The sequence below is a fragment of the Prauserella rugosa genome, assembly GCF_000719975.1.
GTDB lineage: Bacteria > Actinomycetota > Actinomycetes > Mycobacteriales > Pseudonocardiaceae > Prauserella > Prauserella rugosa.
This window is the reverse complement of the sequence record NZ_JOIJ01000002.1, coordinates 177,169-199,021: the sequence shown is the minus strand read 5'-3', so window position 1 is coordinate 199,021 and position 21,853 is coordinate 177,169. Positions and strand designations below refer to the sequence as shown.

Annotated in this window: 18 protein-coding genes and 1 tRNA gene; 14 read left to right on the top strand and 5 right to left on the bottom strand. The window is 71.4% G+C overall.

Going from position 1 to position 21,853, the window contains the following annotated elements:
* Positions 1 to 31 precede the first annotated feature (31 nt).
* The gene (gene mmuM / locus IF64_RS0103480) at positions 32 to 916 is read left to right on the top strand and encodes a homocysteine S-methyltransferase (RefSeq protein ID WP_051757477.1); all 885 of its coding nucleotides are present in this window, start codon (positions 32 to 34) and stop codon (positions 914 to 916) included.
* 86 nt (positions 917 to 1,002) lie between these two features.
* Entirely contained in the window at positions 1,003 to 1,845 is an 843-nt protein-coding gene (locus IF64_RS0103475; RefSeq protein WP_030530521.1) for a mechanosensitive ion channel family protein, read from the top strand.
* Positions 1,846 to 2,000: 155 nt separating this feature from the next.
* Here IF64_RS0103475 and IF64_RS0103470 read toward each other — a convergent pair whose 3' ends face one another.
* Positions 2,001 to 2,366, bottom strand: a complete 366-nt coding sequence (locus IF64_RS0103470) for a DUF6401 family natural product biosynthesis protein (RefSeq protein WP_030530520.1) — start codon at positions 2,364 to 2,366, stop codon at positions 2,001 to 2,003.
* A gap of 212 nt (positions 2,367 to 2,578) precedes the next feature.
* Between IF64_RS0103470 and IF64_RS0103465 the strand changes: the two genes are divergently transcribed.
* Positions 2,579 to 4,246, top strand: coding sequence for a serine/threonine-protein kinase (locus IF64_RS0103465; RefSeq protein WP_084705624.1), 1,668 nt, complete (start codon positions 2,579 to 2,581; stop codon positions 4,244 to 4,246).
* Between the two features lie 151 nt (positions 4,247 to 4,397).
* Complete coding sequence (locus tag IF64_RS25880; protein WP_051757445.1) at positions 4,398 to 7,319, top strand: VanW family protein; 2,922 nt, start codon at positions 4,398 to 4,400, stop codon at positions 7,317 to 7,319.
* Positions 7,320 to 7,348: 29 nt separating this feature from the next.
* On the opposite strand, the gene selD is transcribed toward IF64_RS25880, so the two are convergent.
* A complete protein-coding gene (selD, locus tag IF64_RS0103455; protein WP_030530517.1) occupies positions 7,349 to 8,341 on the bottom strand; it encodes a selenide, water dikinase SelD in 993 nt (330 codons plus the stop codon).
* A gap of 81 nt (positions 8,342 to 8,422) precedes the next feature.
* Here selD and IF64_RS0103450 point away from each other — a divergent pair.
* The 3 genes from IF64_RS0103450 (at position 8,423) to selB (ending at position 11,648) form a co-directional block, all read left to right on the top strand.
* A tRNA-Sec gene (locus IF64_RS0103450) sits at positions 8,423 to 8,514 on the top strand.
* Between the two features lie 27 nt (positions 8,515 to 8,541).
* Positions 8,542 to 9,924, top strand: a complete 1,383-nt coding sequence (gene selA, locus IF64_RS0103445) for an L-seryl-tRNA(Sec) selenium transferase (RefSeq protein ID WP_084705623.1) — start codon at positions 8,542 to 8,544, stop codon at positions 9,922 to 9,924.
* On the top strand, positions 9,912 to 11,648 hold the full coding sequence (gene selB, locus IF64_RS0103440; protein WP_030530515.1) for a selenocysteine-specific translation elongation factor: 1,737 nt from the start codon (positions 9,912 to 9,914) through the stop codon (positions 11,646 to 11,648). Before selA ends, selB begins: the two co-directional genes overlap by 13 nt.
* An 88-nt stretch (positions 11,649 to 11,736) precedes the next feature.
* Here the strand turns inward: selB and IF64_RS0103435 are convergent, their stop codons facing one another.
* On the bottom strand, positions 11,737 to 12,423 hold the full coding sequence (locus tag IF64_RS0103435; protein ID WP_030530514.1) for an alpha-ketoglutarate-dependent dioxygenase AlkB: 687 nt from the start codon (positions 12,421 to 12,423) through the stop codon (positions 11,737 to 11,739).
* A gap of 97 nt (positions 12,424 to 12,520) precedes the next feature.
* Here IF64_RS0103435 and IF64_RS0103430 point away from each other — a divergent pair, with 97 nt between their 5' ends.
* From IF64_RS0103430 to IF64_RS0103415, 4 genes are all read left to right on the top strand, one after another.
* The gene (locus IF64_RS0103430; protein ID WP_030530513.1) at positions 12,521 to 12,796 is read left to right on the top strand and encodes a PASTA domain-containing protein; all 276 of its coding nucleotides are present in this window, start codon (positions 12,521 to 12,523) and stop codon (positions 12,794 to 12,796) included.
* Positions 12,797 to 12,826: 30 nt separating this feature from the next.
* Positions 12,827 to 13,303, top strand: a complete 477-nt coding sequence (locus IF64_RS0103425) for an NUDIX hydrolase (protein WP_030530512.1) — start codon at positions 12,827 to 12,829, stop codon at positions 13,301 to 13,303.
* 196 nt (positions 13,304 to 13,499) lie between these two features.
* Positions 13,500 to 13,910, top strand: coding sequence for a hypothetical protein (locus tag IF64_RS27600; protein WP_211252516.1), 411 nt, complete (start codon positions 13,500 to 13,502; stop codon positions 13,908 to 13,910).
* Positions 13,911 to 14,119: 209 nt separating this feature from the next.
* Entirely contained in the window at positions 14,120 to 14,989 is an 870-nt protein-coding gene (locus tag IF64_RS0103415; protein ID WP_030530511.1) for an alpha/beta fold hydrolase, read from the top strand.
* A gap of 28 nt (positions 14,990 to 15,017) precedes the next feature.
* On the opposite strand, the gene IF64_RS0103410 is transcribed toward IF64_RS0103415, so the two are convergent.
* A complete protein-coding gene (locus IF64_RS0103410; protein ID WP_030530510.1) occupies positions 15,018 to 15,797 on the bottom strand; it encodes an MOSC domain-containing protein in 780 nt (259 codons plus the stop codon).
* Between the two features lie 158 nt (positions 15,798 to 15,955).
* Between IF64_RS0103410 and IF64_RS0103405 the strand changes: the two genes are divergently transcribed.
* The 3 genes from IF64_RS0103405 (at position 15,956) to IF64_RS0103395 (ending at position 19,959) form a co-directional block, all read left to right on the top strand.
* A complete protein-coding gene (locus IF64_RS0103405; protein ID WP_030530509.1) occupies positions 15,956 to 16,924 on the top strand; it encodes a daunorubicin resistance protein DrrA family ABC transporter ATP-binding protein in 969 nt (322 codons plus the stop codon).
* Entirely contained in the window at positions 16,921 to 17,775 is an 855-nt protein-coding gene (locus IF64_RS0103400; RefSeq protein ID WP_030530508.1) for an ABC transporter permease, read from the top strand. The genes IF64_RS0103405 and IF64_RS0103400 overlap by 4 nt, the downstream gene beginning before the upstream one ends.
* A gap of 408 nt (positions 17,776 to 18,183) precedes the next feature.
* The gene (locus IF64_RS0103395; RefSeq protein ID WP_030530507.1) at positions 18,184 to 19,959 is read left to right on the top strand and encodes an L-lactate permease; all 1,776 of its coding nucleotides are present in this window, start codon (positions 18,184 to 18,186) and stop codon (positions 19,957 to 19,959) included.
* 143 nt (positions 19,960 to 20,102) lie between these two features.
* On the opposite strand, the gene IF64_RS0103390 is transcribed toward IF64_RS0103395, so the two are convergent.
* A complete protein-coding gene (locus IF64_RS0103390; RefSeq protein ID WP_211252528.1) occupies positions 20,103 to 21,818 on the bottom strand; it encodes an FAD-binding dehydrogenase in 1,716 nt (571 codons plus the stop codon).
* Positions 21,819 to 21,853: the final 35 nt, after the last annotated feature.

The window sequence follows — 21,853 nt, the reverse complement described above, 5'->3', positions numbered from 1 at the left end:
GGGTGTGGCGGCATACCCTGAGCGTGTGGACCTGCAGGTGCTCGACGGCGGTTTGGCGACCGAGCTCGAGGCGAGGGGGTGCGACCTGTCGGACGGGTTGTGGTCGGCCCGGCTGCTGGCCGACGCTCCCGGGGAGATCGTGGCGGCGCACGAGACGTTCTTCCGTGCGGGCGCGGACCTGGCGATCACGGCGAGCTATCAGGCGAGTGCGGAGGGATTCGCGGCCAGGGGGATCGGCCGGGCCGAGGCGGAGCGGCTCCTGGCGCGCAGTGTCGAGCTGGCTCGCGAGGCCGCCGACCGGGCGGGCGGGGGCCGGGTCGCGGCGTCGGTCGGGCCCTACGGGGCGGTGCTTGCCGACGGCTCCGAGTACCGCGGGCGGTACGGGCTGTCGATCGGCGAGCTCGTGGAGTTCCATCGCCGCCGGATCGGGACACTGGCCGCGGCAGGTCCGGACCTGATCGCGCTGGAGACGGTGCCCGACGTCGACGAGGCCGTCGCCGAGCTGGAGGCGCTCGACGGGATCGACGTGCCAGCGTGGTTGTCCTACACCGTCGAGGGTGAACGCACGCGGGCAGGGCAGCCGCTGGAGGAGGCCTTCGCCGTGGCGGCCGGGGACGAGCGGGTCGTGGCCGTCGGCGTGAACTGCTGTGCGCCGGAGGACGTGCCGGGTGCGGTGGGCATCGCGCATGCGGTCACGGGAAAACCGGTGATCGCCTATCCGAACAGTGGCCACGGATGGGACGCCGCGGCCCGTCAATGGGCCGGGCGGGCGACGTTCTCCCCCGACGAGGTGATTTCCTGGATCGAGGCCGGGGCGCGTCTGGTCGGGGGATGCTGCCGGGTGCGACCTGCGGAGATCGCGGAAATCACGAGAATTGTTCGCGATTATCGGTCCTCACCCGACCGGGGACACTAGTCGATCTCGAAAGGCGCAGCGTCGGTGTGCGTGTGAGCCTCTTTTTCCGGGTAGTCCGCAACCACCCGGAAAGGATGGTACCGGCGATGAACATTGGTGATTCGTTCCGCAACGTCTTGGACACGGTAATCAACTTCCTCCCGAACTTGGCCGTGTTCCTCGTCATTCTCGTTGTCGGCTGGATCGTGGCGAAGGTGCTGCGGAAGGTCGTCAACATGGTGCTCGACCGGCTGCATTTCGACCGCGCGGTCGAGCGGGGTGGTATCCAGCGGGCGCTGGCGCGCTCCAAATACGATGCCAGCGGCCTGATCGCGGCGATCGTCTACTACGCCGTCCTGCTGATGGCGTTGCAGATGGGCTTCGCGGTCTTCGGGCCCAACCCGGTGAGCAGCCTGCTCTCCGACCTGGTCGCATGGCTGCCGATGGCCGTCGTCGCGATCGTGATCGTCGTCGTGGCATGCGCGATCGCCAACGCGGTCAAGGACATCGCGGCGTCCGCGCTCGGCGGGTTCAGCTGGGGCAACCTGGTCGCCAGGGTGGCCCAGGGCTTCATCATCGCCCTCGGTGTGATCGCCGCGCTGAACCAGATGGGTGTCGCCACCACGGTCACGACCCCCGTGCTCGTGGCGGTGCTCGCGACCGTCGGCGGCATTCTGGTGGTCGGCGTCGGTGGCGGCATGGTGCGGCCGATGCAGCAGCGGTGGGAGCGCTGGCTCGGCAAGGCCGAGGCCGAGATGCCGGGCAACGGCAACGGCGGTGGCCAGGAGGCCTACCAGCGTGGTCGTGAGGACACGATGCGCGCTCGTACCGGCGAGGCCGCCACGGCCGACCCGGAGCCGCAGACGGGGCCGATCCCGACCGCTCCGCGCGGCGCCTCGGGCATGCAGTCCGAGCAGCCGCGTCCGGACGCGGGTGACTACCCCAGGTAACGACTACCTCGGGAAAGCGCGCACCGCGACAAGCCCGAGACGTTCCATCGCCACGGCGGATGCATCCTCACCGCGAGGGTGCATCCGCCGTCGTCGTGTGGCGGGCGCGATGTCGGTGAGGAACCCACGGCCGAGGGGGAGCTGTGGCCGAGGGTTCAGGAGAACAGGGCGGGGTCAAGTTCGGCGCCGACGGCGACCCCGGCCGAGGCCAGCAGGCACACCGCGGCCAGGCGCAGCACGACCCAGTCGCCGCCCGCGTCCTGAGGTTCGGGCGGTGTCCAACCGGCTTCGCGGGCCGCGTCCTGGACGCCCCGCGCGTACTGCGCGAGCTGGACGGCGCCGACGCCCCCTGCGCCGAAGGTGAGGATGTCCCGGATGGCCGCGGCGTGCTGGTCGACCGTGGCGAGTCCGCCCGGGGTCAGCGTGCCGACGGCAGCACCGACCCGGCCGAGCCGGTCGGCGAGCGCGGCGATCTCCCGCCTGGCGGCAGACTCCCGCCACGTGTGCATCAACCAACCCATGGCTCGTCAGTCTATCCACCCGTTCGGGTGGATCTTCAGGGTGTTCGTGACTCCGGGTCGGCGATGGTGTGGGCGAGTTCGGCGCCTGCCGCGCAGGCCACGGTGGGCGCGGAAGTCGATCTCGACCATCCGTGTCCTGCGACGGGGTCTTGACATCTACCCTGGGCCCACCATGAGACCGCACGAGTTCGTCGCAGCCGGAGGAGTCGCCCGTGAGTGAAGACGAGGGCCGGCTGATCGCGGAGCGTTATCGCCTCCAGTCGCGGATCGGCACCGGAGCGATGGGTGTGGTCTGGAGGGCGGTCGACGAACGTCTGGACCGCACCGTCGCGGTGAAACAGCTGCTTCTGCCGCCCGGGCTCAACGAGCGGGAGGCCGAGACGGCGCGCCAGCGGGCGTTCCGCGAGGGCCGGATGGCCGCGCGGCTGCAACATCCGCACGCCATCACCGTCTACAACGTCGCCGAGGATGCCGGGCAGCCGGTGTTGGTGATGGAGTACCTGCCGTCGCGCAGCCTGTCGGATCTGCTCGGCGACGGGCGGCTGCTGTCGCCTCCCGAGGCCGCGCGCATCGGTGCTCAGGCGGCCTCGGCGTTGGCCGCCGCCCACGCGGCGGGGGTCGTGCACCGCGACGTCAAGCCCGGCAACATCCTGATCGCCGACGACGGCACCGCGAAGATCACCGACTTCGGGATCTCGCGGGCAGCCGGGGACGTGACGCTGACCAGCACCGGCCTGTTCGCCGGGACACCCGCGTACCTCTCGCCCGAGGCGGCGCGGGGCATGGACCCCGGGCCGGCCGCCGACGTGTTCTCGCTCGGCGCCACGCTGTACGCCCTCGTCGAGGGCACGCCGCCGTTCGGCACGCTCGACAACGAGATCGCGCTGCTGCACAAGGTGGCCACGGGCGCGGTCGACCCGCCTCGGCAGGCTGGACCGTTGGCGGGCGCGTTGCAGGCGATGCTTCATCAGGACCCGGCGCAGCGTCCGACCATGCCGCAGGTGGCCGACGGGCTCGGGTCCGTCGCGAGCGGCGCGGCGCCGCAGTTCGACCCTCCCACGGTGCCCGCCGTGGCCCCGGTTCCGCCTCCGGCGCGGCCGAGCAGGCCGGACGCCACGGCGATCGCCCCGACAGCGGCGGCAGGGGCGGCAGGGGCGCAGCCGACCGGCACCCGGGTCGGCCTGCCCGCGGTCGGGTCCACCGGCGGCGATGGTGCCGACGGCGACGGCCGGCGCAGGCGGGTGGTGATCGCGGCGTTGGCCGTTGTGGGAGCCGTGCTGGCCGGGATGCTCGTGGCGGAGGTCCTGGTCCGCACCACCTCGTCGTCGGGCGCCGAGGCCGCGCCGCCGTCGACGACCGCGCCGTCGAGTGCCGCGCCGTCCAGCAGTGCGCCGCCCACGTCGACGACCCCGCCGAAGCCGTCGCGTGCCGAGATGCAGGCCGCGGTGGCGCGGTACTACGCGTTGGTGCCGGGGGACACGTCGGCGGCGTGGCAGAGCCTCGGCCCGTCGCTGCAGGCGCAGGGCAGGGATGCCTACGAGGCGTTCTGGGACGGCATCGAGCGGGTGAACATCACGGGTGGTCCGCGCGCGCAGGACGACGAGACCGTGCAGGTCGAGCTGCTGTTCGTGCCGAAGGACGGGGAGCGCACGCGTGAGGTGCACCAGCTCACGATGACGACCTCGCAGGCGGGGGATCCGCTGATCGACGCCGACACGGTGGTGGCCTCGCGCCCCGTCGGGGGGAACCAGGGCGAGAAGAAGGACGAGGACAAGAAGGACGAGAAGAAGGGGGACGAGAAGAAGGACGAGAAGAAGAAGGACAGCGGCGACGACAAGAAGGACAACGACAACGAGGACGACGAGGACGAGGACGACTAGGACGACTCGGACTCCGGGAGCGCGCGGAGCTGCGTCGACCAGCGGTTCGAGCGCGCGGGGGTGCGTGGAGGTCCGAGGTGGCTGCGGTCACGGCTGTGCCCTGCGGTAATTTTGTCACGATCGCCACAGCTGAACGCAGTTAAGGGAAGCCTTGGCCCAGGACGACGACTCCCCGAAGCCCGAATCCGCGGACCTGTCCGCCGACGGGACCGACGACAGCGCCGACACGGCGGCGACAGCCGCGACCTCGGGGACCGGCGCGTCGGCAGCCGCCCCTTCGTCCGACGCCGGGACCCCGGAAACCGGGGACGACCCGGCCGGCGACACCCCCGCCGCGCAGGACCCGGATGCGGAGGCCGGGACTCCGGACACCACTGACCCGGACACCACTGACCCGGGCCCCGCTGACCCGGACACCACTGACCTGGACACGGCTGGCTCGGGTGCCGATACGCCCGACGCCGCCGAGCCGGAGGCCGCTGAACTGAACGCCGCTGCCTCGGGGGACGCTGCCTCGGGGGACGCTGCCATGCCGAGCGGCGAGGCGGAGGACGCGCCTGCAGCCGGCGACCCTTCGGCCGCGGCCGGCGCCGAGGACGACCCACCGGCCGAGGAACCCGCCGCCACGAACGACAGCGACACCCACGACACCGACACCGGCGACACCGAGGTCACCCGTGGTCAGCTGGCCGATGTCACGGCGGCCACTCCGGCCGCGGCTGAGTCGTCGACGGACGGACAGGACGAGACCGACTCCGGTGAAGCGCCGGCATGGCCGTCGGAGAACGATGCCGCGGCCGCCACCGCAGTCCTGAACCCCGTGCCCGCCGAACCGGACACCCCGGCGCCGGCAGGCGAGTCGAGTGCGGAGCAGTCGGCCACGGACGAGCCCGCCTCCGATGCCGCACCGACCGGCGAATCGCTCACGGCAGCCTCGACCACGACCACGACCACGGCCACGACCACGGCATCGGCATCGGCATCGGCAGCTGCGGCGTCCGGGGACAGCGCAGCCGCCGACGCCGACGGCACGGTCACGGACCTGACTGTCCCCGACGCGGCGGCCTCCACGGCCTCCACCGCCTCCACGGCGTCCACGGCGTCCACGGCGGCCGGCGGCGCCTCCTCCCGCGGCGCGTCGCTCGCCGCGCTGGCCACGCGCTGGCGCAAGGGCGGGCTCATCGCGGCGGCCGTGGTCGCCGTCCTCGCCGTGCTCTACGGGCTCGACCTGCTGATCAGCCAAGGCGACGTGGCGCGCGGGCGGACCGTCGCCGGGATCGACGTCGCCGGGCAGAGCAGGGACGAGGCCGAACAGACGCTGCGTTCCAAGCTCGACGAGACCGGCAAGGTGGACCTGACCGGGGGCGGGGAACACACGCTCGACCCGGCCGCGGCCGGCCTGGCCGTCGACTGGGACGCGACCCTCGACGCGGCGACCGACCAGCCGCTCAACCCGTTCACCCGGTTTACGTCGCTGTTCTCCGGCGACGACGTCGACCTGGTCTCGACCGCCGACGACGCCCAGCTCGACGCCGAACTGGAACGCATCCGCGAGGACATCGACCGCAAGGAACACGAAGGCACCATCCGCTTCGAGGGCACCACACCCGTCGCCGTCGACCCCGAGGAAGGCAGGAAGCTCGACGTCCGCGCGGCGCGTCAGGCCGTGCTCGGCCGGTGGGCGGCTCCCGACCCGGTCGCACTGCCGGTCCACACCCTCGAGGTGCGGTCCACCCCCGAGACCGTGCGCACCGCCCTGCGCGAGCAGGCCGAACCCGCGGTGTCGGCACCGGTGACGATCCACGGCGAGGGAGCCGACGCCACGGTGCAACCGCAGGGCATCGCGAAGATCCTGACGTTCGACGTCGGCGACGACGGCAGCCTCAGCGCGGGAGTGGACGCGGAGGCGCTCCGCGAGGTCGCCGGACCACAACTGGCCTCGACCGAGAACCCAGGACGTGACGCACGGTTCACCTTCGCGGGCGGCACACCGCACATCGAACCGTCCACCGACGGGTACGGCGTCGACTGGGAGACGGTCGCGCGTGACCTACCCGACGTGCTCACCGGCGACGGCCAGCGCGTGGTCACCGCACCCTACGGCGAGCAGCCGGCGGAGCTGACCACCGAGGAGGCCAGGAAACTCGGGATCAAGGAGGTCGTCGGCGAGTTCACCACCGGCGGGTTCGCCTACGACTCCGGCCTGAACATCAAACAGGTCGCCCAGGACGTCAACGGCGCGGTCGTCGAACCCGGCGAGACGTTCAGCCTCAACGGCTACACCGGCCCGCGCGGCATCGAACAGGGCTACGTCGCGGCCGGGGTCATCTCCGGCGGCGTCCCCGACACGGCCGTCGGCGGCGGGATCTCCCAGTTCGCGACCACGTTGTACAACGCGGCCTACTTCGCCGGGCTCAAGGACGTCGAGCACAAGGAACACAGCTACTACATCAGCCGCTATCCCATGGGCAGGGAGGCGACGGTGTTCCAGAACCCCGACGGCTCCAGCGTCATCGACCTGAAGTTCAAGAACGACTCGCCCACCGGCATCGTCATCCAGACCATCTGGACCCCCACGGACATCACCGTGAAGTTGTGGGGAACCAAGCGCTACGAGGTCGAGTCCGTCAACGGCGGCCAGTACAACTTCACCGCTCCGCCCACGGAGATCGCCCCCGCAGACTCGTGCGTGCCGAGCAGCGGCTCCAGCGGGTTCAGCACGAGCGACACGCGGATCCTCAAGGACATCGACACCGGCAAGGTCGTGCGCAAGGAGAAGCGCGACGTCGTCTACAACGGCGAGACCGCCGTCGTGTGCGCCGAACCGGAGCCCGAACCCGAACCGCCCGGCGACGGAGGCAACGGCGGTGACGGCGGCAACGGTGACAACGACGCCGGCGGGGACGCCGGCGGCGACAACGGCGGCGGAGACAACGGCGGCGACAACGGTGGGGACGGCGGCGGCCCCGGCGGCGGTGGTGAAGGCGGCCGCCCAGGGGGCGGTGGCGGACCCGGTGGCGGCGCCGGCCAGGGTGCCGGGGCACGCGGCGTTCCCGGCCTGCCCCGGCCCTGACCCGCGTTCCGCAGGGCGGTCGAACCCGCTCAGCGCACGACGACCGTGTGCTCCCCGCGGGGAACCAGCTCGCCGACGACGGGAGCGCCCGGAACCTCGCCCGCGACGAGCAGACCGCCGGAGGTCTGCGCATCCGCCAGCAGCATGGCCGTGTCGTCGTCCACGGTGGACAGATCGGTGTGCGGCCGCACCCAATCGAGGTTGCGCCTGCTGCCACCGGGGACGAAACCCTCGGCAAGAGCCGTCCTCGCACCATCCACATAGGGCACCGCAGCCGAGTCGATCACGGCCGTGACGCCGCTGGCGCGCGCCAGTTTGTACACGTGCCCGAGCAGTCCGAAGCCCGTGACGTCCGTGGCGCACCGGACCCCGGCGGCGACCGCGGCCCGGGAAGCGGCGTCGTTCAGCGTGGTCATCACCGCGATCGCCTCCTCGGATCGTTCGCCGGTCGCCTTGTGCCGTGCGTTGAGCACGCCGAGACCGAGGGGTTTGGTCAACGACAGGGGAAGCCCGGCGATTCCGGTGTCGTTGCGCAGCAGCGCCGCGGCGTCGGCGAGGCCGGTGACGGCGAGCCCGTACTTCGGTTCCGGGTCGTCGACACTGTGCCCGCCCGCCAGATGGCAGCCTGCGTTCCGGCACACGTCGGCGCCGCCGCGGAGCACCTCGCCGGCCAGTTCCGGCGGCAGTACGTCGCGTGGCCAGCACAGCAGGTTGAGGGCGAGCACGGGCGAGGCACCCATGGCGTAGACGTCGGAGAGCGCGTTGGTGGCGGCGATCCGGCCCCAGTCGTAGGCGTCGTCGACGACGGGGGTGAAGAAGTCCGTCGTCGACACGAGGGCCCGGTCCCCGTCGATACGGACCGCCGCGGCGTCGTCGCCGGTCTCCAATCCGACCAGGAGCTCGCCGGCCGCCGACGGAGTGGCGCCGGCGGTCAGGCCCCGCACCATCTCCTCGAGTTCATCCGGGGGAATCTTGCATGCGCAGCCGCCGCCGTGGGCGTACTGGGTGAGGCGATCAGTCATGATCCCGATCCTGCCTGTGCGGCCGCAGATCGTCCTTGCGAGGATGGCGGCATGTCGGCGATCACGACGGTGTTGCCACAGGGAGGCGCTTCCGGCCTGGTGACCGGCCCGGTCTTCAAAACCGTGGAACGGCAGACCCTGTCGTTGGCGGGTTCGATTCCCGTTCGCCTCCGCGACGAGCGGTCCGCGGGAGGTGCGCTGTGACGGATCCACGACGGCGCATCCCGCGGACCGACAGCGTGCTCGCCGACCCACGGCTGACGAAGGCCGCCGAGGTTCTCGGCCGTGACCTGGTCAAATCCGCGGTCGTCGAGGCGCAACACCGTGCGCGGGCGGGGGAGATCGCCCCGGAGGACGTCGCCGACGCCGCCGACGCGGCGTTGAGCGGACGCCCGTGCGCGGCCTCGTCGCTGCGGCCGGTGCTGAACGCCACCGGCGTGGTCGTGCACACCAACCTCGGACGGGCGCCCCTGTCGCAGGCCGCGGTCGAGGCGGTGCGTGGCGCCGCGGGCCACACCGACGTCGAGTTCGACCTCGCCACCGGCGCCCGCGGCACCCGTGGTCAGGGCGCCCTCACCGCGCTGGCCGACGCGGTACCGCAGGCCGGCGCGGCGCACGTGGTCAACAACAACGCCGCCGCCCTCGTGCTGTGTGCCATGGCCCTCGCCCCGGGCAAGGAGATCGTGCTCAGCCGCGGCGAGCTCGTCGAGATCGGCGACGGGTTCCGCATCCCGGAGCTGCTCGCGTCGACGGGGGCGCGGCTGCGGGAGGTCGGCACGACCAACCGGACCAGCGTGACCGACTACGCCGAGGCCATCGGCCCGGACACGGGTTTCGTGCTGAAGGTTCATCCGTCCAACTTCCTCGTCACGGGGTTCACGTCGGCGGCGTCGGTGGCGGAGCTGGCCGCACTCGACGTGCCCGTCGTGGTCGACATCGGGTCGGGCCTGTTGACGCCGCATCCGCTGTTGCCCGACGAACCGGACGCGACGTCGGCGTTGCGCGACGGGGCGGCGCTCGTGACGGCCAGCGGCGACAAGCTGCTCGGCGGCCCGCAGGCCGGGTTGGTGCTCGGCGAGCCGAGCCTGGTGCAGCGGGTGCGGCGGCATCCGGCGGCGCGGGCGATGCGGGTGGACAAGCTGACCCTGGCCGCGTTGGAAGCGACCCTGCGTGGTCCGCGACCGCCGGTCGTGGCCGCACTCGAGGCCGACGTGACACAACTGGCGGCCCGCGCCGAGCGCATGGCCGGCGCGTTGGCGGATCGTGGGGTCGACGCCCGCGCCGTGTCGTCGGCGGCGGCGGTCGGTGGTGGCGGCGCACCCGGTGTCGAGCTGCCCAGCGCCGCGGTGGCGTTGCCCGAGGAGTACGCGGACGCCCTGCGCTCGGGCAACCCCGCGGTGGTCGGGCGGGTCGAACGTGGTCGCTGCCTGCTGGACCTACGCACGCTCGATGCCGAGAACGACCACACCGTGGTCACGGCCGTGCTCGACGCCGTAGGGACCGTGGTCGCGGGCGCAGGGCGACCTGCCGCGGACACGGCAGGGGCGCGGGCAGGGGAGGACGTGCCGCCATGCACGTCGTAGCGACCGCCGGTCATGTGGACCACGGGAAGTCGACGCTCGTGCGCGCGCTCACGGGGATGGAGCCGGACCGGCTCGACGAGGAGCGCCGACGCGGGCTGACGGTCGACCTCGGGTTCGCCTGGACCGAGGTCGAGGCCGGCACCGTGGCGTTCGTCGACGTTCCCGGCCACGAGCGGTTCGTGCCCAACATGCTCGCCGGTGCCGGCCCGGTCACGGCGGCGATGTTCGTCGTCGCCGCCGACGAGGGGTGGCAGGCGCAGTCGGCCGAGCACCTGGCGGCGCTCGACGCGTTCGGCGTGCGCCGCGGCCTGCTGGTCGTGTCCAAGGCGGACCGGGCCGACCCCGCGCCCGTGGTGGCGGACGTGTCCGAACGGTTGGCGGCGACGACGTTGGGCGAGGTTCCCGCCGTCGCGGTGAGCGCCACGACCGGTGCGGGGCTGGACGAGCTGCGCACCCGGTTGTCGGAGTTGGTGCGCACGCTGCCCCACCCCGACGGCGACGCGGACGTGCGGCTGTGGGCCGACCGGGTGTTCACGGTCCGCGGTGCGGGCACGGTCGTGACCGGCACCCTCGGTGCGGGCCGGATCGCGGTGGGTGACGAGCTGGAGCTGTCGGGCTCGGGCCGCCGGGCGAGCGTCCGCGGGCTGCAGTCGCTCGGGCGCGCGCGGGAGGAGGTCACGGCGGTGGCCCGGGTGGCCGTGAACCTCCGCGGGGTGGACCGCGGCGAGCTGCGCCGCGGTGAGGCACTGCTGACGCCCGCGGCCTGGCGTGGCACGCGGGAGGTGGACGTGCGGGTGCGCGGCGAGAAGGCGGCCGAGTTGCACCGGGAGCTGGTGCTGCACGTCGGAGCTGCGGGCGTGCCGTGCCGGGTGCGGCCGCTGGGTGGGGACACCGCACGGTTGACACTCGCCGCACCGCTGCCCCTGCGGTGCGGGGACATCGGTCTGGTGCGCGATCCGGGACAGCATCGGGTGCCCGCGGGGGTCGAGGTGCTCGACCCCGATCCGCCCGAACTGCGTCGGCGCGGTGCCGCACGGGAGCGGGCCGTCGATCTCGAGGGCGGTGATCCGGCCGCCGTGTACCTGCGCCGCCACGGCGTGGTCGCGCGGTCGGAGCTACGGGCACGGGGCTTCGGGGAACGTGGGCGCGCGGTGGGCCGCTGGGCGGTGGACGAGGCTCTGCTCGCGGAGCTGCCCGCACGCGCCCGCCAGCGGTTCGACGCCTTCGTGACGGATGAGCCGCTGGCGGCCGGCATGCCGGTCGATGCGCTGCGCAGGGAACTGGACGTGCCCACCGAGCTCGTGGCGACAGCGGCCGCCGATGCCGGACTGCACGTGCGCGACGGGCTGGTCCAGCGGCCCGAGGCGACGGCACTTCCGGAGTGGGTCGACCGTGCCGTACGCCGCATCGAGGGATGGCTGGCCGAGGAGCCGTTCGAGGCGCCGGATGCGGAGGAGCTCGCCGACCTGGGGCTCGGTCCGCGCGAGCTGGCCGCCGCCGAGCGGGCGGGCAGGCTCGTGCGGATCACCGACACACTCGTGCTGGCCGACGGCGCGCTGGAGCGGGCTGCTGAGGTTCTCGCCGGGCTCGATGCGCCGTTCACGGTCAGCGCCGCACGCAAGGCCCTCGGCACGAGCAGGAGGGTCGCGGTGCCACTGCTGGAGCGGCTCGACGCCGACGGTGTCACCCGCCGCCGTGCGGACGGCACCCGCGAGCTGCGCTGACCCCGGGACACCGCGGCGCCCTCGGCCGGTCCCCGCGGGCGCGGAGCCGAACCCGCGCGGTACCGCACGCCGCACCGGGGCGGGGTGCTCACCGGACACCGCGCGGCCGGAACTGGATGCTGATCCTCGGCCCGACCGGTTTGGACGTCTTCGGCACGGCGTGTTCCCACGTGCGCTGGCACGAGCCGCCCATGACGATCAGATCGCCGTGGCCGAGGCCGTACCGCACCGTCGCTCCCGCCCCGCCGCCGCGCGGGCGCAGCAGCAGCGGCCGGGCCGCACCGACGGACAGGATCGCCACCATCGTGTCCTCCGCGCTGCCGCGGCCGATCGTGTCGCCGTGCCAGGCGACGCTGTCGCCCCCGTCGCGGTAGTAGCACAGTCCGGCGGTGCGGAACCGTTCCCCGAGTTCGGCGCCGTAGTGGGCGGAGAGCCGGTCGCGGGCCGCGGCCAGTACGTCGTGGGGGAGTGGCCGGTCCTTGTCGTAGAAGCACAGCAGCCGGGGCACATCCACCGTCCGGTCGTACATCCGCCTGCGCTCGGCCCGCCAGGGCACCTGGGTCGCGAGCGTGTCGAACAGCAGATCGGCGCCGGTCAGCCAACCGGGCAGCACGTCGACCCATGCGCCGTCCCCGAGGTGCGTGCGGTGCAGCCCGTCGAGGGGACGCAGTGCAGGCTCCGCCCCAGTGTCGTGCCCGGCCGTGCGCTCCGTGGTGGGTTCCGGCGCGGAGGCGGGTGCGCTGTCGAAGAGCGATCCCTGCAGTGCCACGTTCATGTGTTCGAGAGTAACGCGCATCGAACACATGTTCCAGTCCCGGTGTTCGCCGGTTCAGGGGGACCCGGACCGGCGCGCTGGCGCCTACAATCGGGGCATGCATCGACCGCGACCCGTGACCGAGGTTCCCGACGTCGTCGGCCTCGGGGCGGAGGACGCCTGTGACATCGTCCGCAGGGCCGGGCTGGTGCCCGTGGGCCCGGACGGCGCGGATGCCCCGCAGAGCGGCGTCGTGTCGTCGCAGCGGCCGATCGGTGCGGCCGGCGCCGAGGAGGGTGCGACGGTCGTGTTGTGGACCCACCCGGGCCGGGACGCGGCCGAAGCGCTCGTGGGCCCCAGCCCCACGGAGAGCGCCGATCTCGACCCGGCCTGACGTCTCAGGGCGAGTGGACGCGGGCGTGCGATGAGACGCAGCGCGGGGATTCTGCTGTATCGGCACGGCTCGGACGCCACGGCCGATTCGACGGCCGAGCCGGAGGTGCTGATCGGGCACATGGGTGGTCCGTTCTGGGCGCGCAAGGACGAGGCCGCCTGGTCGATCCCGAAAGGTGAGTACTCGAGCGACGAGGAGCCCGAGGTCGCCGCCCGCAGGGAGTTCCGCGAGGAGCTCGGCGTCGACCCGCCGGACGGCCCGTTGCTGCCGCTGGGTGAGGTTCGGCAGTCCGGCAAGGTCGTCGTGGTGTGGGCGCTGGAGGGTGATCTCGATCCGGGGGAGATCTCGCCCGGCACCTTCACGCTCGAGTGGCCGCCCAGATCCGGGACGGTGCGGGAGTTTCCGGAGTTGGATCGGGTCGCCTGGATGACGATGTCGGAGGCGAGGCCCCGGTTGGTCGCGGCGCAGCGCGGTTTTCTGGACCGGTTGAGCGCCGCCGTCGGCTGAACCGTCGCCGTCGAACGTGGTGCCGTCGCCTCGTTCGTCACGCATCGTTTCCGTCCGGTTCGGACGGTCGCGAGCGGTGTCGTGGGAGTTCTTTTCAACGTGGTTTCGGTGCCGGCACGCCGGGTATCTCGAGGGCATGACGATGGCGCCGGAAGCGAGTGAGACCGCCGGTGACGTACCGGGTCCGGTCCGAGTGGTGGGTGATGTCGCGGCGCGGTGGCTGTACGGACGGGACTGGCGGGTTCGCGTGCTGTCGTCGTACTCGGTGCCGACCGCGTCGTCCGGGCATGCGGGGTTGCCGGGTTCGCCGTCGCATGAGCTGCACAGCCTCGCCGACGCCGTGAGTTTCGTGTGCGCGGGCTGTCTCGAGTGGTGCGAGGCGACACTGGTGGCGGTGCGTTACCGGTGTCTGGTGTGTCCCGGCTGTTTCTCCGTGCAGGCGCAGGCGGGTGCCGCGCAGGTGCGGGAATCGGGGGAGGGGTCGTTGACCTCACCCGTGCGGGCGGGATCGCGCAGGCGCGCGCCCTGGACGCTGCACGCCGTGCGGCCGTGTCGCGGCGAGCGCGCGCGGTTCGGGTGGTCGCCGTCCGGGGAGCCGGGGGTCTGACGGCGCCGCACTCGGGAAGCTCGGCGGGCGCCCGGCGTGGGATCACGTCGAACTCGGCGGCGCAATGTGTATAACGTCCTATACCGCTCGTCGTTGTGCGGCGTCTCCACGTCACCTCACCTCCACACGTCCGTCACCACGGCAGGCTTTCGACGGCGAGGGGTGAAAAATCGCTGGGCAGCGCAGTTCGCGCATGCCAGGCTCGTCGCATGTCCGCACCGACGCTCGTGTTCGTTCCCGGTTCGAACGCCAACTCGTTCTCCTTCGGCCCGTTGCAGCGGGAACTGGCACTGCGGGGTGTGCGGTCGTTGGCCGTGGACCTACCAGGGCACGGGTTCGGCGCGACCTGGTCCCGCAACTACCAGGCGCCGCAGGACATCGCGCAGTGGGCGGTCGAGCCGTCGGCGGCTGCGGGGCGGACGGTGCAGGATGCGGTCGACCACCTCGTCGACGTCGTCGGCCGTGCCCGCAGGAACGGGCCGGTGGTCGTCGCCGGGCACAGCCGCGGCGGTCTGCCACTGACCGGCCTGCTCAGCGCGGCGCCCGAACTCGTGGACCGCGCCGTATACGTGTCGGCGTGGTGTCCGGTCGCGGCCACCGTCGCGGAGTACGTGGCGGGTCCGGAGTACGCCGACAGCGCGCTCGCGACATTGCCGGACATGCTGGTCGCCGACCCCGACGAACTGGGTGCGCTCCGCATGAACTGGCGGACGGCGGACCGGGAGACCCTGGCGGCGCTGAAGGAGTCGATGCTCGCCGACGGCCGCGACGAGGAGTTCCTCGCGTTCCTGGCACTGCTGGACACCGACGAGATCCGCGACCCGGGTGAGCGCGCCGACGTCGCACGCTGGGGGAGCGTGGCCCGCAGCTATGTCCGTCTCGCACGGGACACGTCGCTACCGCCGGCGATGCAGGACCGCCTCATCGCCGACGCCGACGCGCTGACCCCGGGGAATCGGTTCGACGTCCACACGCTGGACAGCAGTCACGTCGGGTTCCTCGTGCGGGAACCGGCGATCGTGGCGGCCGCCGAACTGTTCGCGACCCTCGTGGCCGACGCGGACCGCATGGGTGTCTGAAGTGGACGGTGGTGGGACGGTGACGGGATCAGTGCGGGAGCGGGTAATCGATGACGTCCCCGGGGTGGATGGTGCCGCCGTCCAGCACCTCGGCATAGACGCCCATCTCGTTGTGGCCGAACTCCTCGTGCAGCCGCCGCGGCAGGTCGACGTCGCGTTCGGCGGTGTCCGGGTTGACCTGGGTGGCGGCGCACCGTTTCGTGGCGAGCACGCCGCGCAACCGCAGATCGCCGACGGTGATCTCCTCGTCCACGAGCGCACGTTCGCTGAACGGCGGGAGTCCGTCGAAGTAGATGTTGGCGCGGAAACGCCGGGGATCCAGCGGCATGTCGAGGCGCTCGGCCAGTGCGCGCACCGAGGCGAGGTTGACCAGCGAGACCGCATTCATCATCGCGTCCGAGACGACCGAGACATCGGTGAACCGCCTGCCGTCGACGTGGGCGAGAACGGGCGGAGTGGACAAACCGAGCGCCTCCGCGAAGAATGTGGACACGGCCTCGGCGCCGTCGTCGGTGGTCAGCTCGGCCTCGAGCACGGTGTGGCCGTCGCGGTCGACACGCAGCACTCCGCTCGTGGGGTCGAAGTGCGTGCGGAATCCGGCGAGAGCGGCGTCGCGGGCGAGCATGAGGAACTGGGTCTTGGGCAACGGCTCGGCGAGGCCGGGGGTGTACTTGCCGCCGGGACGGGCGAGCGCGAACCCGCGGTCGTGTGGCACTCCGCGGCCCGGTTCGAGGGTGACATGGGGGAGTTCCTGCGGGCTGAGCCCTTTCACGGGGTAGACGTACAGTCCGCGGATCTCGCCGGCCATGTGCGCTGCCTTTCTCGGGGCGACGGAAGGGATGCGAAGGGCAATCTAACCGGTGACGGCCGCGCGGTCCGCGGTGACCGTGCGGCCGGCGACGAGGCGCTCCCGACCGGCCCCGGCGACACCGACGTGTGGGACCGGAAGGGCGACAGGGGAGGACCATGGCGACACACGCCATCGAGACATCGGGCCTGGTGAAGGTCTTCGGCAAGACCAGGGCCGTCGACGGGATCGACCTGTCGGTGCCCGAGGCCAGCGTGTACGGGATTCTGGGGCCCAACGGGGCGGGCAAGACGACGTTCGTGCGGATGTTGGCGACGTTGCTCCGGCCGGACGGCGGACACGGGACCGTGTTCGGCAGGGACATCGTCCAGGACGCCGCGGGGGTGCGGTCGCAGGTGAGCCTGACCGGCCAGTACGCGTCGATCGACGAGGACCTGACCGGCGTGGAGAACCTCGTCCTGCTGGGCCGGTTGCTCGGGCACGGAAAGGCGGCGGCGAAACGGCGGGCGGGCGAGCTGCTCGACGCCTTCGGCCTGTCCGACGCCGCGGACCGGCAGGTGAAGAACTACTCCGGCGGGATGCGCAGGCGGATCGACATCGCCGCGAGCATCATCTCCACGCCGCGGCTGATGTTCCTGGACGAACCCACCACGGGACTGGATCCGCGCAGCCGCAACCAGGTGTGGGACATCGTGCGGATCATCGTCGCGCAGGGCACGACCGTGCTGCTGACGACGCAGTACCTGGACGAGGCCGATCATCTCGCCGGCCGGATCGCCGTCATCGACCGGGGCACCGTGATCGCGGAGGGCACGCCGGGTCAGCTCAAGTCGTCGGTCGGAGCCGGGTCGGTGCACGTGCGCCTCCGTGACGCCGACCAGCGTCCGCAGGCCGAACGGGTGCTGGCGGCGGAACTGGGTACCGAGGTGACGTTCGACGCCGATCCGGTGGCGCTCACGGCGCGGATCGCGGGTGGCGAGTCCGGAAGGGGCGCGGCCGAGCACGCGTCGAAGGCGCTGGCGCGGCTGGCGGCCGACGGCATCACGGTGGACGACTTCTCGCTCGGCCAGCCGAGCCTCGACGAGGTGTTCCTGGCCCTGACCGACCGGAAGGAGGTGCGGGCATGACCAGCACGTCGAGTGCGGAGCGCACGCAGGCCGACGACTACACGCCCGCCGCGGAGAACCTCGGCGCGGTACTGGCCACGGGCGAACCGCCCGCGCGCCCGAGTGCGCTGTCGGCGTCGGCGACCTTCGCGTGGCGCGCGATGCTGAAGATCAAACACGTTCCGGAACAGCTGTTCGACGTCACCGTCTTCCCGGTGATCATGACGCTGATGTTCACCTACCTGTTCGGTGGTGCACTGGCCGGGTCGACGGACGAGTACCTGCAGTACCTGCTTCCCGGAATCCTCGTGATGAGTGTCGCGATGATCACTATGTACACCGGTGTCGGGCTCAACACCGACATCGAGAAGGGCGTGTTCGACCGGTTCCGGACGCTGCCCATCTGGCGGCCCGCGGCGCTGGTCGGCGCGGTGATCGGGGACGTGTGCCGGTACCTGATGGCCTCGACCGTGATCATGGTGCTGGGCCTGATCATGGGCTACCGGCCCGAGGGAGGGTTGACGGGAGTGCTGGCCGGCATCGGCATGCTCCTGGTGTTCTCGTTCGCGTTCAGCTGGATCTGGACGATGTTCGGCCTGTTGCTGCGTTCGGAGCGGTCGGTGATGGGCGTGAGCATGCTGGTGCTGTTCCCGATGACGTTCCTGAGCAACGTGTTCGTGGACCCGCGCACCATGCCCGCCTGGCTGCAGGGATTCGTGGACGTCAACCCGATCGCCAACTTGGTGGCCGCGGTGCGCGGCGCGCTGGGCGGCCAGTGGGACGGTTCGGCGACGATGTGGACGTTCGTCTCGGCCGGCATCATCCTCGCGATCTTCGGCCCGCTGACGATGCGCATCTACAACCGCAAGTGAGCCGGCGCCGAATCCCGCACCCGCGCTGACGACACCGACGACGCGGACGACACGACACCCACGACACCGCCGACGCCGACGCATCGAGGGCCGGTGGGACAAGATCGCACTCTTGTCCCACCGGCCCTCGCTCATTAAGGTCGCACCATTGGCGAGGAGCGAGGCGATACAGAGGTGTATTCATGACGTTCCCTGCAGCACGCGACGAGCACGTCCCGCACCGTCCGGCCCGCGACCGCGCCCATCACGGCACGCCACCGATCCGCTGTCCCCGGTGAACCGCCACGGGGCCTGATCCCGCGAACGGCGGGTCCGCCCGGGCACCGCCCCACGACGAACGCTCGTACCCGACCCCAGCCACAGCAGCGGGGTCCGAGGGCACAACGTTGTGCCGAAGGGTGTTTTCGCATGGAGAATCTGGCCGTCCTGAGTCTCATCGCGTTGGCTCCGTTGGCCGTCGTCGGGGTTCTTCTCGTCGGTCTGCGGTGGCCGGCGAAGTACGCCATGCCGGTGGGCTTCGTGACCGTCGTGGCCATCGCCGCGATGGTGTGGGACGTGGAGGCCGCGGTCATCGCCGCGGCCAGTGTCGAAGGTCTGATTCTCGCGATCGGCATCCTGGCGATCGTCTTCGGTGCACTCCTGCTGCTGGGCACGTTGAGCAAGAGCGGCGGGCTGGCCACGATCCGTTCGACGTTTACCGACATCAGCCCGGACCGCCGCGTCCAGGCGATCATCATCGGCTGGCTGTTCGGGTCGTTCATCGAGGGCGCGTCGGGCTTCGGCACCCCGGCCGCGGTCGTGGCACCGTTGCTGTTCGCGCTCGGTTTTCCCGCCATGGCCGCGGTGATGGTGGGACTGGTCATCCAGTCGACGCCGGTGACCTTCGGCGCCGCGGGCACACCGGTGATCACCGGCATCGGCGACGGGCTCAGCGGCAGCGCCGCGGTCGACGAACGACTGCGGTTCCTCGGTATCGAGATGCCGGAGTACGTCGCGCGCATCAGTATCGACGTCGCGTTCATGCACGCCATCATCGGCACGTTGATCCCGCTGTTCCTGGCGTGCATGGTGACCGGGTTCTTCGGGGAGCGCCGCCGTTTCGGCGAGGGGCTCGGGGTGTGGAAGTTCGCGTTGTTCTCGGCGTTCGCGATGACCGTGCCGTACGTCGTGTTCGCCATCGTGCTCGGCCCGGAGTTCCCCGCGTTGCTGGGTGGGCTCACGGGCTTGGCGATCGTGGTGACGGCCGCGCGCCGTGGGCTGTTCATGCCGGCGCAGGCGTGGCAGTTCCCCGACCGTGAGCGGTGGAATCCGCGCTGGATGGGCACCTTGGAGCCGGAGACCGGCGACACCGGCCGCCGGATCCACCCGCTGTTGGCGTGGACGCCGTACGTGTTGCTGGCCCTGCTGCTCGTGGTGACGCGGACGGTGACCCCGGTGCAGGAGTTCCTGACCGGAGCGTCGCTCGACTTCGAGAACATCTTCGGTACCGAGATCAGCGAGAGCATCGAACCGCTGTATCTGCCCGGATTCCTGCTGATCGTCGTGTGCGTGGCGACCTACGGTCTGCACCGGATGCGAGCCTCGGAGATCGCGGGCTCGTGGCGGATCGCGGGCAAACAGATCTTCGGGGTCGCGGTCGCGTTGCTGTTCGCGGTGCCGTTGGTGCGGGTGTTCATCAACTCCGAGATCAACCTGTCCGGCTACGACAGCATGCCGCTGACGATCGCGGAGGGCGTCGCCACGATCACCGGTGGGAACTGGCCACTGCTGGCACCGGCGATCGGCGCGCTGGGCGCGTTCGTGGCGGGATCGAACACCATCAGCAACATGATGTTCTCGCTGTTCCAATTCTCGACCGCCGAGCAGGTCGGCATCGTGCCCGAGAGCGTGGTCGCCTCGCAGGCCGTCGGTGGTGCGGCGGGCAACATGGTGACGGTCCACAACGTCGTGGCGGCGTCCGCCACGGTGGGGCTGCTGGGCCGTGAGGGCGACATCATCCGCAAGAATTTGCTGCCACTGGGCTACTACGTCGTCTTCGCGGGCGGGCTCGGGTACGTGTTCGCCTACGGCCTCGGATTCAACCCGGGCACGGTGCTGATCGCGCTCCTGGTCGCGGGGCTCGCGGTGACGGTGTGGATGCTGCGCCGCCAGCGCGCGGCGACCGTGGTGGAGGAGCGGGACTGACGGCCTGACGTCGCGACCCGGATACGCCCCGGGGAGCACGTGCCCGTGCCGCGGCAGCGGTCACACCATCTCGGATCGGTCGCGTCGAGAGGCGCTGCGTCGGGAAAGCCCGTGTGAAGAAGGCTGCGTCGACAAGGCTTGCGTCAGGCTGTGGCTCGGGCCGCTGCGCGTCCGGCCTGGCGGCCGGAGAAGAGGCAGCCGCCGAGGAACGTTCCCTCGAGCGCCCGGTAGCCGTGCACGCCGCCGCCACCGAAACCGGAGACCTCGCCCGCGGCGTACAGCCCCGGGATCGGTTTCGCCTGCTGGTCGAGTACCTGCCCGTCGAGGTTGGTCTGCAGACCGCCGAGGGTCTTGCGGGTCAGCAGGTTCATGCGGATCGCGATCAGCGGACCCGCGTCGGGGTCGAGGATCTTGTGCAGGCGGGTGGTGCGGATCAGGCTATCGCCGACGTAGGCCAGGGAGTTGCGAATGCCCATGACCTGTTCGTCCTTGGTGAAGTTGTTGTCCACCTGGCGGTCCCGAGCGGTGATCTGCCGCTCCAGGTCGTCGGCGTCGATCAGGTTGTCGCCGGTGAGCTGGTTCATCCGGGCCACGAGCTCGCGGACGGTGGAGGCCGTCACGAAGTCCTCGCCGGAATCCTGGAACGCCTTGACCGGCGGCGGTGTGTCGTTGAGCGCCCTGCTGGCGAGGTAGCCGGCGAGGTCCTTGCGGGTGAGCTCGGGATTCTGCTCGGAACCGGAGAGGATGAACTCCTTGTCGATGATCCGCTGGTTGAGCACGAACCACGAGTAGTCGTAACCGGTGTCGGCGATCAGCTGCAGCGTGCCGAGCGTGTCGTAGCTGGGAATGCCGGGGTTGCCGAACCGCTTGCCACGCGCGTCGAACCACAGCGACGACGGGGCCGCGAGCACCCGGATGCCGTGGTCGGGCCAGATCGGGCTGTGGTTGGCGAGCCCCTCGGTGTAGTGCCACATCCGGTCCCGGTTGACCAGCCGCGCACCTGCCTTCTCGCTGATGCCCAGCATCCGACCGTCCACATGGGCCGGAACTCCGGTGATCATGCGCTTCGGGGGCGCGCCCAACCATTCCGGCCAGTTCTGCCGTACCAGGTCCTGGTTGCCGCCGATCCCACCCGACGTCACGATCACCACGGGCGCGTGCAGCTCGAAATCACCGACCCTGGTGCGGGAACTCGGCTTTCCGCGCTCCACATTGCTGGGCTCCAGCACGCCGCCCCGCACCCCGTCGACGACTCCGCCGGTGACCGTGAGCTCGTCCACCTGGTGCCGGAACCGGAACGACACCAGGCCCTCGTCGGCCGCCTCACGGACGATCTTCTCGAACGGTTCCATGACACCGGGACCGGTGCCGAGCGTGAGGTGGAACCGCGGCACCGAGTTCCCGTGTCCGTCGGCATGCTGGCCGCCGCGCTCGGCCCACCCCACGACCGGCACCCAGCGCACTCCCAGGCCGTGCAACCAGGACCGTTTCTCCGTCGCGGCGAACTGCAGGTAGGCCTCGGCCCACTGCGCCGACCAGTAGTCCTCGCCCAACGGATCGTCGACACCCCGGTCGAAACCGGCGGTGCCGAACCAGTCGGCGCGAGCGAGTTCCAACGAGTCGCGGATGCCGGCCATCCGTTGCTCCTTGGAGTCGATGAACATCAGCCCGCCCAGCGACCAGAACGCCTGCCCGCCCAGGCTGGCCTCGGGCTCCTGGTCGACCAGAACGACCTTGCGTCCCTGGTCCACCAGCTCCGAGGTCGCGACCAATCCGGCCAGGCCGCCGCCCACCACGATCGCGTCGGCGTCGTCGGCACCCGCCCGTGGCGCGGCACCCGCGGCGGTCGAGGCGCTCATCGGGATCGCCGCGCCCATCGCGGCCGCTCCGGCGC

Excerpts from the sequence above, each read along its gene's own strand:
- IF64_RS0103475 (WP_030530521.1), top strand. The coding sequence starts at position 1,003 with ATGAACATTGGTGATTCGTTCCGCAACGTCTTGGACACGGTAATCAAC.
- IF64_RS0103470 (WP_030530520.1), bottom strand. The coding sequence starts at position 2,366 with ATGGGTTGGTTGATGCACACGTGGCGGGAGTCTGCCGCCAGGCGGGAG.
- selD (WP_030530517.1), bottom strand. The coding sequence starts at position 8,341 with ATGACTGATCGCCTCACCCAGTACGCCCACGGCGGCGGCTGCGCATGC.
- selB (WP_030530515.1), top strand. The coding sequence starts at position 9,912 with ATGCACGTCGTAGCGACCGCCGGTCATGTGGACCACGGGAAGTCGACG.
- IF64_RS0103435 (WP_030530514.1), bottom strand. The coding sequence starts at position 12,423 with ATGAACGTGGCACTGCAGGGATCGCTCTTCGACAGCGCACCCGCCTCC.
- IF64_RS0103430 (WP_030530513.1), top strand. The coding sequence starts at position 12,521 with ATGCATCGACCGCGACCCGTGACCGAGGTTCCCGACGTCGTCGGCCTC.
- IF64_RS0103425 (WP_030530512.1), top strand. The coding sequence starts at position 12,827 with ATGAGACGCAGCGCGGGGATTCTGCTGTATCGGCACGGCTCGGACGCC.
- IF64_RS0103415 (WP_030530511.1), top strand. The coding sequence starts at position 14,120 with ATGTCCGCACCGACGCTCGTGTTCGTTCCCGGTTCGAACGCCAACTCG.
- IF64_RS0103410 (WP_030530510.1), bottom strand. The coding sequence starts at position 15,797 with ATGGCCGGCGAGATCCGCGGACTGTACGTCTACCCCGTGAAAGGGCTC.
- IF64_RS0103405 (WP_030530509.1), top strand. The coding sequence starts at position 15,956 with ATGGCGACACACGCCATCGAGACATCGGGCCTGGTGAAGGTCTTCGGC.
- IF64_RS0103400 (WP_030530508.1), top strand. The coding sequence starts at position 16,921 with ATGACCAGCACGTCGAGTGCGGAGCGCACGCAGGCCGACGACTACACG.
- IF64_RS0103395 (WP_030530507.1), top strand. The coding sequence starts at position 18,184 with ATGGAGAATCTGGCCGTCCTGAGTCTCATCGCGTTGGCTCCGTTGGCC.
- IF64_RS0103390 (WP_211252528.1), bottom strand. The coding sequence starts at position 21,818 with ATGAGCGCCTCGACCGCCGCGGGTGCCGCGCCACGGGCGGGTGCCGAC.